At 63.3% G+C, this 16,291-nt stretch carries 12 protein-coding genes; 9 read left to right on the top strand and 3 right to left on the bottom strand.

All coding sequences use genetic code 11. The features are described 5' to 3' along the window. Positions 1-134 precede the first annotated feature (134 nt). Positions 135-686, top strand: coding sequence for a hypothetical protein (locus tag AB4Y87_RS13585; RefSeq protein WP_442004862.1), 552 nt, complete (start codon positions 135-137; stop codon positions 684-686). Further along, positions 683-3,664: an ATP-binding cassette domain-containing protein gene (locus AB4Y87_RS13580; protein ID WP_442004861.1), complete on the top strand. Its 2,982-nt coding sequence runs from the start codon at positions 683-685 to the stop codon at positions 3,662-3,664. The genes AB4Y87_RS13585 and AB4Y87_RS13580 overlap by 4 nt, the downstream gene beginning before the upstream one ends. A 6-nt stretch (positions 3,665-3,670) precedes the next feature. On the opposite strand, the gene metH is transcribed toward AB4Y87_RS13580, so the two are convergent. Next, complete coding sequence (gene metH, locus AB4Y87_RS13575; RefSeq protein ID WP_442004860.1) at positions 3,671-7,336, bottom strand: methionine synthase; 3,666 nt, start codon at positions 7,334-7,336, stop codon at positions 3,671-3,673. Between the two features lie 179 nt (positions 7,337-7,515). On the opposite strand from metH, the gene AB4Y87_RS13570 reads away from it, so the two are divergent. The 4 genes from AB4Y87_RS13570 to AB4Y87_RS13555 all read left to right on the top strand — a co-directional run bounded on the left by AB4Y87_RS13570 (position 7,516) and on the right by AB4Y87_RS13555 (position 10,183). Next, on the top strand, positions 7,516-8,040 hold the full coding sequence (locus tag AB4Y87_RS13570; protein WP_442004859.1) for a helix-turn-helix domain-containing protein: 525 nt from the start codon (positions 7,516-7,518) through the stop codon (positions 8,038-8,040). 12 nt (positions 8,041-8,052) lie between these two features. Next, complete coding sequence (locus AB4Y87_RS13565) at positions 8,053-8,631, top strand: PIN domain-containing protein (RefSeq protein ID WP_442004858.1); 579 nt, start codon at positions 8,053-8,055, stop codon at positions 8,629-8,631. Positions 8,632-8,733: 102 nt separating this feature from the next. Beyond that, positions 8,734-9,888, top strand: coding sequence for a WD40/YVTN/BNR-like repeat-containing protein (locus AB4Y87_RS13560; protein ID WP_442004934.1), 1,155 nt, complete (start codon positions 8,734-8,736; stop codon positions 9,886-9,888). A gap of 7 nt (positions 9,889-9,895) precedes the next feature. Beyond that, positions 9,896-10,183: a MoaD/ThiS family protein gene (locus AB4Y87_RS13555; RefSeq protein ID WP_216924633.1), complete on the top strand. Its 288-nt coding sequence runs from the start codon at positions 9,896-9,898 to the stop codon at positions 10,181-10,183. 26 nt (positions 10,184-10,209) lie between these two features. Here the strand turns inward: AB4Y87_RS13555 and AB4Y87_RS13550 are convergent, their stop codons facing one another. After that, the gene (locus AB4Y87_RS13550) at positions 10,210-10,446 is read right to left on the bottom strand and encodes a hypothetical protein (protein WP_442004857.1); all 237 of its coding nucleotides are present in this window, start codon (positions 10,444-10,446) and stop codon (positions 10,210-10,212) included. 273 nt (positions 10,447-10,719) lie between these two features. On the opposite strand from AB4Y87_RS13550, the gene AB4Y87_RS13545 reads away from it, so the two are divergent. Further along, positions 10,720-13,461 carry an FG-GAP repeat domain-containing protein gene (locus tag AB4Y87_RS13545; protein ID WP_442004856.1) on the top strand — a complete coding sequence of 914 codons (2,742 nt, stop codon included), beginning with the start codon at positions 10,720-10,722 and terminating at the stop codon, positions 13,459-13,461. Between the two features lie 20 nt (positions 13,462-13,481). Continuing rightward, the gene (locus AB4Y87_RS13540; RefSeq protein WP_442004855.1) at positions 13,482-13,691 is read left to right on the top strand and encodes an antitoxin MazE-like protein; all 210 of its coding nucleotides are present in this window, start codon (positions 13,482-13,484) and stop codon (positions 13,689-13,691) included. 127 nt (positions 13,692-13,818) lie between these two features. Here the strand turns inward: AB4Y87_RS13540 and AB4Y87_RS13535 are convergent, their stop codons facing one another. After that, on the bottom strand, positions 13,819-15,141 hold the full coding sequence (locus tag AB4Y87_RS13535) for an MFS transporter (protein WP_442004854.1): 1,323 nt from the start codon (positions 15,139-15,141) through the stop codon (positions 13,819-13,821). A gap of 202 nt (positions 15,142-15,343) precedes the next feature. Here AB4Y87_RS13535 and AB4Y87_RS13530 point away from each other — a divergent pair, with 202 nt between their 5' ends. Next, positions 15,344-16,114, top strand: a complete 771-nt coding sequence (locus AB4Y87_RS13530; protein ID WP_431117236.1) for an IclR family transcriptional regulator — start codon at positions 15,344-15,346, stop codon at positions 16,112-16,114. Positions 16,115-16,291 lie beyond the last annotated feature (177 nt).

The raw sequence follows: 16,291 nt of genomic DNA, 5'->3' as shown, positions 1-16,291 counted from the left end.
TTGTTCTCCGTCATCGCTGTTCTCGGTGATCCACCGGATGGGAATCAGTCTCACTTTCCAACCTCAGCCTAGACATAACGTCACACAACGCGATAGCAAGCGCCTGGGGACAGTGAACGTCCTACCCTTGGATCGTGACTTTTTCCAAGATCTGCACCGCCGCCGCGAGCTCCCTCGCCGCCGCTGGTCTCCTGATTACCCTCGCCGCCTGTTCCACGCCGGCTGCCACCCAGCCAAGCACCGCGCCGTCCGCAACCTCGGCTTCCTCCAGCGCTGACGCCGGGCCCTGCACCGGTGTGAAGGTCATCGTCGATTCCGGCGCCCTGAAGCAGGCTGCCGCCGACAAGACTGTTTGCGTTGCCGTGGACGCGCCAACGACCGCTGCCAAGGTGCTCGATGAGGCCAAGGTGAAAACCGAGGGAACAAAGCAATACCCCACCGAACTGGTGTGCCGGGTCAATGGCGTGCCGGCCGCCGACTTCGACATCACCCACAAGGGCGGCACATACCGCGAAGAATGCGACAAGATGCCAGCGGGCTTTGCCTACTGGTCCATTTGGGTCAAGCCGGCCGCCGGCGACTGGGCCTACGCCCAGGAAGGCCTCGCCACCCAGCAGGTGAAGCCAGGAGAGAGCCTGGAACTGCTGTACACCATCGACGGCGCACCGGCCGCACCCAAGGCATGACCTTTCGACCCGCGCCGTTACGCGCTGCCGCGGCGCTCGCCGTCGTCTTCATAGCGGCGCGGGTCATCTATCGCATCCTTTTCAACGGAGCGGGCACCGTCGGGCCGGTGCTGCTGGAACTGCCGTCAGTGCGGCTGCCCGCCCCATACGCCCACGTGGTCTTCCTCGGACCCGTAACATCGCCTGGTCTGTGGGAGGCGGTTGTTTCAGCCCTGCCGATTGCCGGGATGATCCTTGCCTTCGGACTGCTCAACGCCTTCGTGGACGTGGCAAGGGGCTTCATGCGGCTGGCCCGCGGCGGCCCATTCCAAGGCATAGCCCGCACGCTTGTGGTGGCTTGGGCTGCGCTCCCCGCACTCGCCGACGCCGTTGCCTCCGTCCGCTTGGCCTTCCGGTTGCGGGGCGAACGCCTGGGGCCGAGAGCCCTTGTTCCGGTACTTGAGCGAACTCTTGAGCACGCCAGCCGGGTAGCCGCGGCCTTGGAATTGCGTGGCTTCGGGAGCAGGGCGGCGCACCAAGCCGGCAGCGATTCCGGCTTGCCCCTTGAGATCCGGGACGCCCAATTCCGCATCGGCGACACGCGGCTGCACATCGAAGACTTCAAGCCAGATCCCGGGACAGTAGCAGTCATTACCGGGCCAACCGGCTCCGGCAAGTCCACCATCCTGCGGGGTATTGCGGGCCTCCTTTCACATGTCGACGGCGGAGAACTCACCGGCACGGTCCGTGTCGCCGGAGTGGACCGTGCCGCCGCGCCGCCACGCGATACCGCTGGCGTCGTCGGCGTTGTCCTGCAAAACCCACGCGCCGCTTTCGCCAGCACCCGCGTCCGGGACGAAATCTCACTTTCGCTTGAACTGCGCGGCATTGCCGCCGGCATCGCCCGGGCCCGCACGGTGGAGGTCGCGGAGTGGATTGGAGTGTCGGCGCTCCTCGACCGAAACCTCAACTCCCTCTCGGCTGGCGAGGCAACGCTCGTGGCCATCGCCGCTGCCGTGGTGGAGCACCCGGCCCTGCTCTTGGTTGACGAGCCGCTTGCCGACCTCGACACCACAGCCCGGGCCCGTGTCATCGCAGTACTCGACGCCCTCGCCCATGGATCGGGCATCTGCATCATTGTGGCTGAGCATCGGGCGGAGCCGCTTTTACGCGTCGCCGATTTGTGGTGGAGAATTCACGACGGCGGCTTGGTAGCAGGCGCCGCGCCAGCACCTGCACGTCCGGGTGGAATAGGTCCGACGCCGGCAGTGTCACCGAGGTTGGCACTGTCACCGACGGCGGCAGTCTCACCGACGTCGAAACCGGAGGACGCGCCGGTGTTGACCGCGACAAAGCTTGCGGTGCACCGCGACGGCAAGGCGCTCGTCCGCGACGCCTCACTGACCCTCCACCCAGGCGAAGTGGTCGCCCTGATTGGGCCGAACGGGGCCGGCAAGTCCTCGCTCCTGGTGGCCCTCGCGCTCGGAGAAGGAACCGGTGGCATGGTGGAGGGCGGCCGCGTCGCCCTGGTTCCGGACGCCTCCGACGACCTTTTCACGAGGGACACGGTGGCTGCTGAGCTCCGGGCGGCAGATCGACGCGAAGCGCGGGCCCGGCGTAAATCAGACCGGAATGGCTCGGACAGGACCCTGTCCCAACCGGCAACATCACGCCTGGCCCGATTGCGTGGTGACGTTCGAATTCCGATAGGAGACGAGCACCCGCGGGACCTGTCGGCCGGAGAGCGCCGTATCCTCGCCATCGCCCTTCAGACCGCGGACAACCCCCAAGTCCTCCTGATCGACGAGCCCACCCGCGGGCTCGATCCGGAGGCCCGCGCAGGAGTCTCGGCCGCCTTGCGCGCATTGGCGGACACTGGCGCAGCAGTCCTGATCGCCACTCACGACCTCGATTTCGCCCACGGCCTGGGTGCCCGCATCGTGCAGATGAACGACGGCGTGGCGCCGGCTGAGTCAGCACCAGCGGTCCATGCCAGCGAAGACCCGGCTGCCGGGACGCCCCTGGCCGCGATTCCGCCGGTTGCGACTCCCGCGGTTGTGGGGCGTGCTCTGCGCGCTAATTCCGAGGTTCGGGGCGTAGAGCAAGCCCCGCAACGCCACCTCCGCTTGCCGCGGGCCTTGGAGATCGCAATTCTCGCGGCTGCCAACGTTTTGGCCCTCGGCGCGTTCTGCTGGCCGTTGCTCGCGGCGGCCCTACCCGAGGATGCCGCCGCGGCCGTACCTTTCGCAGCCCTGGCGATCGCACCTCTGGCCGTAGTGGCCGTCGTGGTCTCCGTCGATGGTTCCGTCCGCTCCGCGCATACGGTGGCGTTGCTCGGCGTACTGGCCGCAGTAGGTTCAGCCGTCCGGGTGGCGAGCACCGGCGTCGGCGGCGTCGAAGCAGTGTTCATCCTGCTGATCCTGGCCGGCCGCGCCTTCGGTCCCCGCTTCGGCATGCTCCTCGGGGCGCTGACCATCGCCGTTTCCAGTGTCCTGTGGAGCGGTATCGGCCCTTGGTCGCCGTTCCAGATCTTCGCCTGCGCCTGGGTGGGGGCTGGGGCGGGCCTGTTGCCACGCCGGGTTCGAGGACGGGCTGAACTATGGATGCTTTGTGGCTACGGCGTTGTGGCGTCCTATATCTTCGGCCTGCTGACCAATTTCTGGTTCTGGCCCTTCGCTGTCGGTGCCGGAACCGGCATTTCGTACGCGCCCGGTGCCCCGTTGGGCACCAACCTCAGCAGCTTCTTGCTCTACTCCCTAGTGACCTCGACGGCGGGATGGGACACCCTGCGTGGCATCACCACGATCATCGGAATCGCTGCTGTGGGACGGGCTATCCTCGCCGCTTTCAGGCGAGCGAAGCCAGTCTCCAGCCAGGACGGCCAAACCACCCGGGCTGAGGACGCCGGATCCAGGAGGACGAGCACCAGGAAGGCGGGCATAAAGAGTGCCCGCCCCCAAGGCCCCAAAGCCAAGGACCGGCGCCAACTTACACCTTGAGCCGCCTCATACCTTGAAGTACTTGGCCTCCGGGTGGTGGAACACGAAAGCGTCCGTTGACTGCTCGGGGTGCAGCATCAGTTCATCGCTGAGGATCACTCCCATCCGTTCCGGTTTCAGCAACTCCGTGACCTTGCGGCGGTCCTCCATGTCCGGGCAGGCCGGATATCCCAGCGAGAAGCGCGCACCGCGGTAGTCGAGCTTGAAGTATCCGGCTTTGTCCTTCGGCTCCTCGGCTGCGAAACCCAGCTCGGAACGGATCCGCGCATGCCAGAATTCAGCCAGCGCCTCGGTGAGCTGCATGACCAGGCCATTGAGTTCGTAGTAGTCGCGGTAGTGGTTTCCTGCGAACAGCTTGGAAGTCACTTCTTCGATCTTCGAGCCCGCGGTGACCAGCTGGATCGGCAGGACGTCGATCTGGCCGGATTCCCGCGAGCGTACGAAGTCGGCGAGGCACAAGTGCCGGTCCCGGCGCTGGCGTGGGAAGTCGAAGCGCAGGCGCTCGGTGCCGATTGGACCGCCTGAGCCGCCATCGGGTGCGAGCAGCCCGGGAGTGCCGAGGACGCCGTCGAGGTCCTCTCCATGGTGCAGCACCACCACCTGTTCGCCCTCGGCCACCACCGGGAAATAGCCGTAGGCGACCGACGCGTCGAGCATGCCCTCGGCGAGGATCCGGTCCAGCCAGTACCGCAGACGCGGCCGGCCTTCGAGTTCCACCAGTTCGTCGTAGGAGGCGCCGTCGTCGCCCCGCCCGGGCTTGAGACCCCACTGGCCCATGAAGGTGGCGCGCTCATCGAGCAAAGCAGCGTAATCGTGCAATGCGACGCCGCGGACAATGCGCGTGCCCCAGAACGGTGGAGCGGGCACAGGGTTTTCGGCGGTGACGTCGGACCGGCCGGGCATTGCCTCCGGTTCGGTGACCGTGAACTTCGGGCCACTCTTGTGGATCCGCTTCTTCAGCGGCGGGAGGCCCACCGCGTCCGGGTCAGCGCCGCGGGCCACCTGCACCAACGGTTCCATGAGGGCGAGGCCCTCAAAGGCGTCCTTGGCATACCTGACGGTCCCTTCAAACTGCTCCGCCAGGTCCTGCTCCACGTAGGCACGGGTCAGGGCTGCACCGCCAAGAATGATGGGCCACTTTTTCGCCAGGCCCCGGGACTGGAGCTCGGCAAGGTTTTCCTTCATCACCACAGTGGACTTCACGAGCAGGCCGGACATGCCAATCACGTCGGCGTCATGCTCCTCCGCCGCGGCCATGATCTCGGCGATTCCCTGTTTGATGCCGATGTTGACCACTTTGTAGCCGTTGTTGGTGAGGATGATGTCCACGAGGTTCTTACCAATATCGTGCACATCGCCCCGTACCGTGGCGATTACCATGGTGCCTTTGCCGGAAGAGTCCGACTTCTCCATGTGCGGCTCGAGCAGTGCGACCGCGTTCTTCATCACTTCAGCAGATTGCAGCACGAAGGGAAGCTGCATCTCACCGGCGCCGAAGCGTTCACCCACAACCTTCATGCCCTCCAGCAATTGGTCGTTGATGATGCCGAGCGGGGTCATGCCCTCACTGCGTGCGAGGTCGAGGTCCTCCTCAAGGCCCTTGCCTTCGCCGTCGATGATGCGCCGCTGCAGACGTTCGCCGGTTGGCAGCGCGGCGAGTTCCGCGGCGCGTTGGTCCTTGAGCGCGGCAGTGTCGACGCCGGCGAAGAGGTCGAGCATGATCGCCAAGGGGTCATAGGTGACGTTGCCATCGGCGTCGTACTCGCGACGGTCCCAGACTAGGTCCAGAGCCACCTTGCGCTGTTCGTCCGGCAGCGATGCGAGCGGCACGATCTTCGCGGCGTCGATGATGCCACTGGTCAGGCCCGCCTGTACGGCCTCGTGCAGGAACACCGAGTTCAGCACCATGCGCGCGGCAGGGTTCAAGCCGAAGGACACGTTCGAGACGCCGAGGGTTGTCTGTATACCGGGGTACTTCGTGGTGATCTGGCGGATGGCCTCGATGGTTTCGATGGCGTCCCGGCGGGTTTCTTCCTGCCCGGTGGCGATGGGGAAGGTCAGCGCGTCCACGATGATGTCTTCGACGCGCATCCCCCATTCGCCCACCAGAGCGTCTACGAGCCGGGAAGCGATGGCCACCTTGCCTTCGGTGGTGCGGGCCTGGCCTTGTTCGTCGATTGTCAGGGCAATTACGGCTGTCCCGTGTTCCTTCACAAGCGGCATAATGCGCGCAAAGCGGCTGTCCGGGCCGTCGCCGTCCTCGTAGTTCACGGAGTTGACCACCGGTCGGCCGCCGATGTGCTCGAGTCCAGCCTGCAGCACCGGCGGCTCGGTGGAGTCGATGACCAACGGCAGTGTGGAGGCCGACGCGAAACGCGAGACGATCTCCTTGATGTCTGCGACCCCATCACGGCCCACATAGTCGATGCAAACGTCCAGCAGGTGCGCGCCCACCCGGACCTGCTCGCGGGCGATATCGACGCAGTCGTCCCAGCGCTCTTCCAGCATCGCTTGGCGGAACGCCTTGGAACCGTTGGCGTTGGTGCGCTCACCGATGGCCAGGTAGGCGGACTCCTGATCGAAGGGAACGTGGTGGTAGAGGGACGCGACGCCGGCCTCCCGCTCGGTGGGGACCCGGCCGCCGACGCTTTTCGCGCCGCCGGTGACGGTCCCGGCGTCGGGCGCGTTGCCGTTGGTACGGAAGGGCTCAAGACGTTCGACGACGGCGGCCATGTGCTCCGGCGTCGTACCGCAACAGCCGCCCACCAGACCCAAGCCGAATTCACGCACGAACTGCTCGTGCGCAGTGGCGAGTTCCGTGGGGGAGAGCGGATAGTGCGCCCCGTTGGCGCCGAGAATCGGCAGCCCGGCGTTGGGCATGCACGCGATTGCGACAGAGGACTGCTTGGAGAGGTGCCGCAGGTGCTCGCTCATTTCATCCGGCCCGGTGGCACAGTTCAAGCCGATGGCATCGACGCCGAGCGGCTCCAGGGCGGTGAGTGCAGCGCCGATTTCGGAACCCATCAGCATGGTTCCGGTGGTCTCAACCGTCACCTCCACGAAAATGGGGAGGCGGACGCCGCGGGAGACAATCGCCTGCTTGCAGCCGTTCACGGCGGCTTTGGTCTGCAGGAGGTCCTGGCTCGTCTCGATGAGGAATGCGTCGGCTCCGCCGTCGATGAGCCCTTCGGCCTGCAGGGCAAAGGTCTTCTTCAGGTAGTCGTAGCTGGTGTGGCCGAGGCTGGGAAGCTTGGTGCCAGGGCCCATTGAGCCCAGGACCCACCGCATTCGTCCGTCCACGGTCTCTGCCGCTTCGGCGCGCTCACGGGCGATTCTGGCCCCTTTATTCGCGAGTTCTTCGATGCGGTCGTCGATGCCGTAATCGGACAGGTTGGACCAGTTGGCGCCGAAAGTGTTGGTTTCCACGGCGTCGATTCCCACAGCGAAGTAGGCGTCATGAATGTCCGCGATGACATCCGGACGGGTGTCGTTGAGGATCTCGTTGCAGCCTTCGAGGTTTTGGAAGTCGGCCTCGAGCGACAATTCCCGGTCCTGCAGCATGGTGCCCATCGCGCCGTCAGCAATGACGACGCGCTGGTTGACGGCGTCCAGAAGCGACTGGGAGCGAACGGGACGAGGAACGGAATCGATGTCGAGTGCAAAACGAGGCATATAAACAGAGTACGGGTGAGGCCGGACACAGTACGGAGTATTTCCGTGTACTACTTCCATATGTGGATAACCGTGGAGGGCTTCAAACCACCACGGCTGGCTTCCTCTATCTCTAGGGACTAGCATGAGCCAAAACGAACAAAACGATAAATTCGCAGGAAACGGAAAATGAGCACACCATGGCTATGAGTGCAGCGACCAAAGAAACCTTCCTCGCACCAGAGGCACCTCAAACGGGGAAGATCTACAACTTCATGGAGGCCCATGCTGAGAAGAATGGTTCTCAGCCTTCTCCTCAGGTGTTCCTTTCCGGCGCGGATGCCGGTGATCAGGTTGAGATCCCTCACGAAATCTACGAAGTGCTCGTTAAGACCGTTGAGGCTATGCGTAAGGGCCTGGCAATTACGATCACACCCAGTTCGATGACTTTGACGACCCAGCAGGCGGCAGAGCTTTTGGGCGTGACCCGGCCTACAATCGTTCGACTCCTCGATGCTGGAAAGATTCCCTTCGAAAAGCCTGGAACTCACCGGCGTATCAAGCTTGAAGACGTACTGGCGTTCAAGGAAGTCCGAAAAGCCGAGCAGTACGAAGCTTTGGATTCCATGGGAACGACTGACGATGAGGACCCGGAATCGGCGATCAACAGGATGAAGAAGGCTCGTGCTGTAGCGGCGGAGCGGCGCCGGCAGCACAAAGGGTGACACGATAGGGCCATGTTCACGGCCCTTCTTGACAGCTGCGTCCTTTGGCCGAGCACGCAACGCGATTTTCTATTGTCTCTGGCATTCGAGGGGGCTTACCGCTTCATCTTCAGTGAGGCCATCCTGGCGGAGGTCGAAGCCAATGAGGAGATTAAGCGTGTCGAGCGGGGGGATAGCGAAGAAGAGGGACGGAAAAAGGCTGCCCATCTGGTCGGGCGCATGCGTTCCAGCTTTGGAGACGCGATTGTCATGCAGTGGGAAGGGCTCGAAGGAACCTACAGCTTGCCTGATCCCGATGATGAGCATGTGCTGGCCGCCGCAGTTGTGGGCGGCGCCGGAAGTATCGTGACGGAGAATTTCCGCGATTTCCCTGAAGAAAAGCTCCCCGGGGGAATCCAGATCGTGAGTGCCAAGGAGTTTGCCTTTGACACGGTATCCATGAGGCCTGACCTGGGTCTTTGCGCCGTTTGGACCATGTCTGTTCGGTCAGGGCGAAAGGGTACTGCATGCTCCCCGGAGGAGATTCTGGATACGTTGAACAAGCTGTACGGCATGGATGCTGCAACGGAACTCATCCGGGACCTCCTCTAGCGAAACATGACGCGGGTCTCCCCGCAGGCTGCCATCCAAACCACCGTGGTTATCCACATAGCTCCAAGGAACCCGTTGCCACCCATGCGCCCTGATGGTTCGATGGGGTTCATGGCTACCGCAGAAAGTTATGTCCTAGCGATCGGGACCAAGAAGGGTTTGTGGCTGGCAACCAGCCCGGACCGCAAAGAATGGTCCCTCTCCGGCCCGCACTTCCTGATGAGCGAGATCCCCAGCATCGGGATAGACACCCGGGACGGCAAAACCAGAATCATGGTGGGGGTGCGTTCGGAGCACTGGGGACCCACCGTTGCCCATTCCGATGACTTCGGTGCCACCTGGACCGAGCCCGAGGAGGGCGCCATCAAGTTCCCGGACGGCGCAGACGCTGCCTTGGAACGCATCTGGCAGATTTACCCCGACACCGAGTCCCGCCCTGGTGTGGTTTGGGCCGGGTGCGAACCGATTTCAGTATGGAAATCGACCGACGGCGGCGAGCACTTCGAGCTGAACCGCGGACTGTGGGACCACCCTCATCGCAGCGAGTGGGGTGCGGGGTATGGTGGCGCGGCGGCCCACTCGATCGTGGTGGATCCGTCCGGCGAGAAGGTCCATGTCGCCATGAGCACGGGCGGCGTTTACAGATCGCTCGACGGCGGGACCTCCTGGGAGCCCCGCAACAAGGGAATCTCGGCCTACTTCATGCCCGATCCCAATCCCGAGTTTGGCCAGTGCGTTCACAAGATTGCTGCGGATGCCGCCGTCGAGGGCCGTTTGTACGCACAGAACCACCACGGCGTGTACCGCACGGACGATGACGGCGAGAACTGGAACTCCATCGCGGACGGGCTGCCCGCGGACTTTGGTTTCGTGATGCTGACCCATCCCCGGCGCGAGGGGACAGCCTGGGTTATCCCACTGAAGGCCGACGGCGAACGCATCCCGCCGGACGGCAAGCTGAGTGTGCACCGCACAGAGGATGCCGGTGGAACGTGGAGAGAGCTTCACACTGGTTTGCCGGACCATGAATACAACGCTGTGCTTCGCGATGCCGCATCCGTGGACACCGCCGAACCGACTGGCGTGTACTTCGGAACCCGCGGCGGATCGGTGTACGCCAGCGCCGACGAGGGCGAGACCTTTACTGAGGTGGCCTCGCACTTGCCGGACGTGCTGTGCGTGCGTGCCGCCGTCGTGGTTGGAAGCAGCAGTGGCGCGGAGCGGGAAGCATCAGCCAGCGCTCCGGTGCCCGGTTAGGCCCGTTGTGGCTGACTTTACGGTGGTGTTGCCGGGTGTCCTGCAGCCGCTCGTCGGCGGACAGTCCTATCTGACTGCGTCCGCCGACGGGGCTGTAACCGTTGGACAGTTGCTGGACTCGGTAACCGGAGAATATCCGGTGCTGGCCAGGCGTTTGCGGGATGAAACCGGTGCGCTCCGCCGTTTCGTGAATATTTACGTGAACGGTGATGAGGTCCGGCGTCTGAAGGGTCTTGATACGGAGGTCGCGGCTGGCCAGGAGGTCTTGATAATCCAGTCCGTGGCCGGCGGCTAAGCGGGTGTTTGGGGTCAAGCCGGGGTTCAGGCGACGCGCCAAACACTGCATTCGTCGGTATTGATGGCTTTCCTCATCCCGGAGACGTGGTCCATGATCCAGACGACGCCGATTCCCGGTGCTGTTTCCTGGACCCGTCCGCGGCGGATGACCACGTCATCGTAAGCGGGACCAACGGACATGCGGGCCTCGATCTCGTCTCCGCGGTGGAGCTGGCTGAGAGCGCGTATACGTGTTGTGTGAGTGGTGACTTCCTTCAGCATGGTGTCCTCCTGAACTGGAGCTGGTGCCTGCACTTGCCGGCTATTCCAGTGTGGCGGTGCATTGTTGCCGGAGTATTTCGGCGTGGTTAGGGTCCGGTTAGCATTCCGGGATGCTTGCGTTTCGGGTAACCCCCGACGTCGGAACGCGCCATGGGCGGCAGGACTCGCCCACGGTTGGCGCGCACCTCCAGAGACCCCTGCCGGCTCGGCTGTAGCCTGATCACGGTTCTTGAGACTCACAGGAACCACAGACTCCGTCCCCGGGGAGATTCAATGGGTTTTTTGCGGCGCGCAATCGCGGTGTCCACAGGCCTGGTGGTTTTCACCACCGGCCTGTTTTTCGTCCAGGCCCCTGCTTCGGCAGTGCCGGAACCCACACCCGATAATCCGAACGTACGGTTCTTCGAGGGGACACCGCATTCGGAGCACGTCTTCGAGACGCCGCCCGGACAGGCCCCGTCCAGCAGTGGCGAGATCACCGACGTCGAATCCCTTCTCGGCGCGGGCGCAGCAGCAGCCGGTCCCAATGGCGATATCCGGGTCCGTTTGGTGACGGCCAAACTGGCCGATAACACCAACCCAATCTCCATGTCAGGGGCCGAGCAGACGGTCGCGGCCACCAGCAGCTACTGGAAAGCCATGACGGACAACAAGCTGTCCATGACTGTGGACAGCAAGGTCTCCGGGTTCCAATCCAAAGCCAAGTCGACTGACAGTTACAGCACCATCATGTCCATCATCACCAGCGAGTTGAAGTGGACAGCCAGCCCGTACACGGCACTGGTGATCTTCATTCCGACGTCCACGCTTTCCGGGAACGCCCTGGGCGTGGGCTACAGCAGTGGCAGCTACAGCGGGCGGGTGCTGATGCCGCAAATCAGCAACTTCTCCAACAACGTCATGAGCCATGAATTCGGGCACGTCATCGGACTGATGCACGCCGACGCGTTGCAGTGCTACAGTGGCGCGTCCGACGTCGGGGTGGATAGCACCGGGCGGTTCACGGATAGCTCCTGCTACATCCGAGAATACGGGGACACCACGGACCTCATGGGCGCGGCGCAGTACGCCCAGCCGGTGGTGAGCTCCAGCTTCTGGGACTACGCGGGGCTGGGCCGCGGCGACGAAATTCGGGATGTCGGGGTGGCCACAGGCGTCAAAAGCTACACGCTGAAGCCGTGGGGAGGCACCGACGCGCAGAGGGCCATCAAGTTCACGGACCCCGTCAGCGGGGAAGCCTATTATTTGGAGCTGAGAGAGCCTGCGGGGTACGACAGTTATCTCGGGGAGCAGGGCAGGCCCCCTGGCAACAGGGGCGTCAAGATCGTCCAACGCGGCGGCGCCACGATCGCCTCATCGCTGATTCTCATGCCATCTACCATCCCGTTCCAGGAACAGTACTACGCCAAGAACCACGCCTGGCAAGCCGGCAGCACCTTCACCACATATACGGGCACCCAGGTTACGATCAACTCCGTCTCCACAACCTCGGCGACTGTCACCATCAACGCCGATCCCAAACTCAAGGCGCGCATGCGCTTCTCCGCAGGCGACTTTGACGGCGACAAACTGGCGGACGTCATCTCGCGCGAGGCCGACGGTTCCCTGCTGCTCTTCAGTGGCCTCCCGGGAAACCGGCTGGATGATCCGGTGCAGATCGGCTCGGGCTGGGGCATTTTCAACGCCGTACTTGGAACGTCGGACTTCAATGGTGACGGCTTCGCGGACATCCTGGCCCGGACCAGCGACGGCGCACTCTGGCTTTATCCCGGCAACGGCAAGGGCGGTTTCCTCACCCGGAGCCAGATCGGTTTTGGTTGGCAGGGCTTCACCCAGTTGGTCGCGGCGGGGGACTTCAACGCGGATGGCCGGAGTGACCTGATTGCTGCCGGCTCTGATGGCCGCCTGTGGTTGTACCCAGGCAATGGCACGGGTGGTTTCCTCGCCCAAACGCAGATCGGCCAGGGCTGGGATTCCTTCAATGGTCTGGCAGCCTCAGGTTCATTCGGCGGCGGCGCCCCGGGTCTGCTTGCCCGGGCCAGCGACGGCACCCTCTACGTCTACCCCGGCGACGGCAAGGGCGGCTTCCTGCCGCGTGCCGCCGTCGGAACTGGTTGGAACGGGGTAGGTGACATCGTTGGCGGCCGGGATTTCACGGGCGACAAGCGCGTGGACGTCCTGACCGCAGCAGCGGGCGGGGGCATGACCCTCTATCCGGGCGACGGCAGTGGCTTCGCGGATCGGCTGGCGATCGGGACCGGCTGGAACCAGTTCCTTCAGGTGTGGGAAGCGGGCGATTTCGACGGCGATACTGTCGCCGACATCCTGGCGCGCGCAACCGACGGCGCATTGTGGCTTTACCCGGGCAACGGATCCGGCAGTTTCCTTCCGCGTGTTCAAGTCGGGTGGGGCTGGGGCCAGTTCACGTCTGTGTTGAGTGCGGGAGATTTCGACGGCGATTCGCACCCCGATCTTGTGGCCAGGGCTTCCGATGGGACACTGTGGCTTTACCCGACCGACGGCACGGGACAGTTCCTTGCACGTAAACAAATTGGCACCGGATGGCAGGGCTTCGAGCAGTTGCTGGCCCCGGGCGATTTCACGGGCGACGGAAAGCCGGACATCGTTGGCCAGTCCGGCGATGGTGTGCTGTGGGTCTACCCCGGCAACGGCTCCGGAGGCTTTCTTGCGCGCAAGCAGATCGGCACCGGGTGGGACGTGTTTAACCTGGTCCTTCAGGCCGGTGACTTCAACGGCGACGGAAGGGAAGACCTCGTTGGCCGTTCCGGTGATGGCGGACTCTGGCTCTACCCGGGGAACGGCGCTGGCGGCTTCCTTACACGCTCCTACCTCGGTTCAGGATGGAACATGTTCTCCAGCATCGCTGCCCTCGGCAACGGGTTTACCGGTACTGGCGACCCCTCCGTGGTGGGAGTTGCAGGGGACGGAACGCTGCTGATGTACTCCGGAACGGGTGCTGGGAAGTTCAAACCGGTGGCGCTGAACCCGCGGTAGTTACTCCGTGGCACGTAACAATGGAGTATGGGAGTCCAGGAGAGGGTCAATTCACATCGAACCAAATGCGGGAGCGGGGGTGTCGCATGGTGCAAATCTGGGTGCCGGATGTGAAGGCGGCCAATTTCGAAATCGAGGCGTGTAGGCGGGCCGCGGCGGTTGCTGAGGGTGATCGGCACTCTGACGATCAGGCGTTCATCGAATCTGTCTCCGCGTCCTGGGACGAATGAATCTTGGCGAGCTCTGTTGCAGCTGGTTGCGAACTCACGGGAGACAGCGAAAAGCCCGGAATGTCAAAGGACATTCCGGGCTTTTCCGTTGCCCGCGCCAAATAAGTGCAGGTGCCGCTGCGGCGACTTACTCGCTCAGGCCGAGTTCCGCCGTCGGGACCTTTGCTGACTCGCGTGCCGTCATGGCTGAGACCGCCGCGATCACGCAGATGACTGCAGTGAAGATGGAGATCTGCACCCAGCCGCCAGGCTTGGTGCCACCGAGCGCGGTGACGATGGTCGGAGCAAAGCCTGCCATGAGGAAGCCGAGCTGCGTACCGATTGCCAAACCGGAGAAGCGGACCTTGGTGCTGAACATTTCACCGTAGAAGGACGGCCACACGGCGTTGGCGGCTGCATACCCGAAGGAGAAGAACACCACGGAGACCAGGAACATGAGCGGGACGACTCCCGATTCCAAAGTCAGCAGGAACACCGGAGTCATGATGGCGCTGGCGATGGCGCCGTAGATGAAGACGGGCTTGCGGCCCATCTTGTCAGCGAGCATGCCGAACAGCGGCTGTGTACCGAGGGCCACAATGTTGGCTACTACAACGAGCCACAAGGTGATGGTGCCGCTGACGTGGGCCACGTCCTGGGCGTACTTGATGGCCAGAGTTCCAAATACGGTACTCACGGCGGCGATGAAGGCGCAGCACACCACGCGGAGGACGTCGCGCCAGTGCAGCTTGAGGAGGTCGGCGATGGGCAGCTTGGCGATCTGGTTGTTCTTCTTGGCCTCTGCGAATGCCGGCGGCTCGTGCAGGGTGCGTCGGATGAAGAACGCCACGATGACTACTACGGCACTGAGCCAGAACGGGATGCGCCAGCCAATGCCGTACTTGATCTCGTCCGGGAGCGCGAGTACTGGAATGAAGACGAGCGCTGCCAAAATCTGGCCGCCTTGGGTGCCGGTCAGTGTCCACGAGGTGAAGAACGAGCGGCGGTTGTCCGGAGCGTGCTCCAGCGTCATTGACGAGGCACCGGCCTGCTCACCGGCAGCCGAAAGACCTTGGGCAAGGCGGGCAAGTACCAGCAGGACGGGAGCCCACCAGCCAATGGTCTTGAAGTCCGGGAGGCAGCCGATCACGAAAGTCGCGGCACCCATCAGGACCAGTGTGAACATGAGGACCTTCTGCCGGCCGATCCTGTCGCCGAAGTGGCCCAGGATGACAGCGCCCACAGGGCGGGCAACGTAGGCGAAGCCGAACGTTGCGAAGGACATGATGGATGCGTTGGTGTCTGCGTCCGGGAAGAACACGTGGGGGAAGATCAGGGCTGCGGCGGAGCCGAAGATGAAGAAGTCGTAGTACTCCACTGCGCTTCCCAGGAAGCTGGCGAGTGCCGCCTTCTTGGGTGTTCCTGCTGGGGTAACTTTGCCTGGCGTCGCTGACGGCATTGTGTGGCTCATGGGTGTTCCTTCTGTGACGACGATGTCGCGGGTCTGGCTTCTGCGGGAAGACCAGAGCGAGGTGCGGCCGGATCAATCCCAAAGTAACCACATGGTGAGAGCTACTTGTGCAATACAGCAATAGTGGCCGTGACTGGGGTCACTTGTCAAGACTTGTCCCCACGATCTAGAAATAGCTCTCACGATGTGAGAGCATCTAAGCATGAGTGTGAAAGAGGACACAAAGACCGACATGGTCGGCAAGGCCCTGGGCCTGTTGGTATTGCTGGGAAATGAGCCCAAGGGTGCGAGTGCCGCGGATCTGGCCCGGAGTGCGGGACTTCCGTTCAGCACCACCTACCGGCTGCTCGGCTCGCTGACGCGCGATGGATTCGTGGACTACGAGCCGGACGGCCGTCGATATCACCTGGGATTGCGGGTCTTCCAGCTGGGCCAGCGGGTGTCCAACCACCATGGCTTCGCAGCAACGGCACTTCCCGTACTCCAGCGCGTCACCGAGAAGACCGAGGAGGCAACCATCCTCTCCGTGCGCGACGGCAACCATCATCTGACAGTCAATAAGGTGGACGGCCCCAAGACCTTCCGTGTCACCAGCGATCCCGGTCATTTGGGCGCGCTGCACACGACGTCCGTGGGCAAGGCGATCGTCGCTTTTGAGAACGACGCCGAACGCGAACGACTGCTCGAAGAGTTGCCTTTGGAGCCTCTCACTGAGCGCTCCATTACCGACCGGGCTGCATTCCGGGCGGAGATTGAGCAGGTGCGCCGGCAGGGCTACGCGGTGATGGATGAAGAAAACGAGATCGGCATGCGCGCCGTCGCGGTGCCGGTCCTCAATTCCCAGGGCCACGCCTTTGCGTCTCTTGCCACGGCCGTGCCGGTTTTTCGTCTCACCATGGACGAACTCATCGCCCACGTACCCACGTTGCAGGAGGCCGCGGCTGAACTCGCGGCCCGCCTGCCCCAGCGCTAACCCAACTGGGGGACAGGACATGTCGCTATGAGCCCCCAGTGGGGCGTTATCTGTCCCCATAGTTGGGTGAGGGGAGTGCAAATGTTCGCGATAAGAACAAGCGTGCGGAATATGAACACTTGTAGTAATCTAAATAGCACCCGGCCTGGCGACGCCCGAAAAGCGCCAACAGCCCGG

The sequence above is a fragment of the Paenarthrobacter sp. RAF54_2 genome, assembly GCF_052113945.1.
GTDB lineage: Bacteria > Actinomycetota > Actinomycetes > Actinomycetales > Micrococcaceae > Arthrobacter.
The sequence above is the reverse complement of the archived record's forward strand: the minus strand, read 5'-3'. Positions and strand labels throughout refer to the sequence as shown.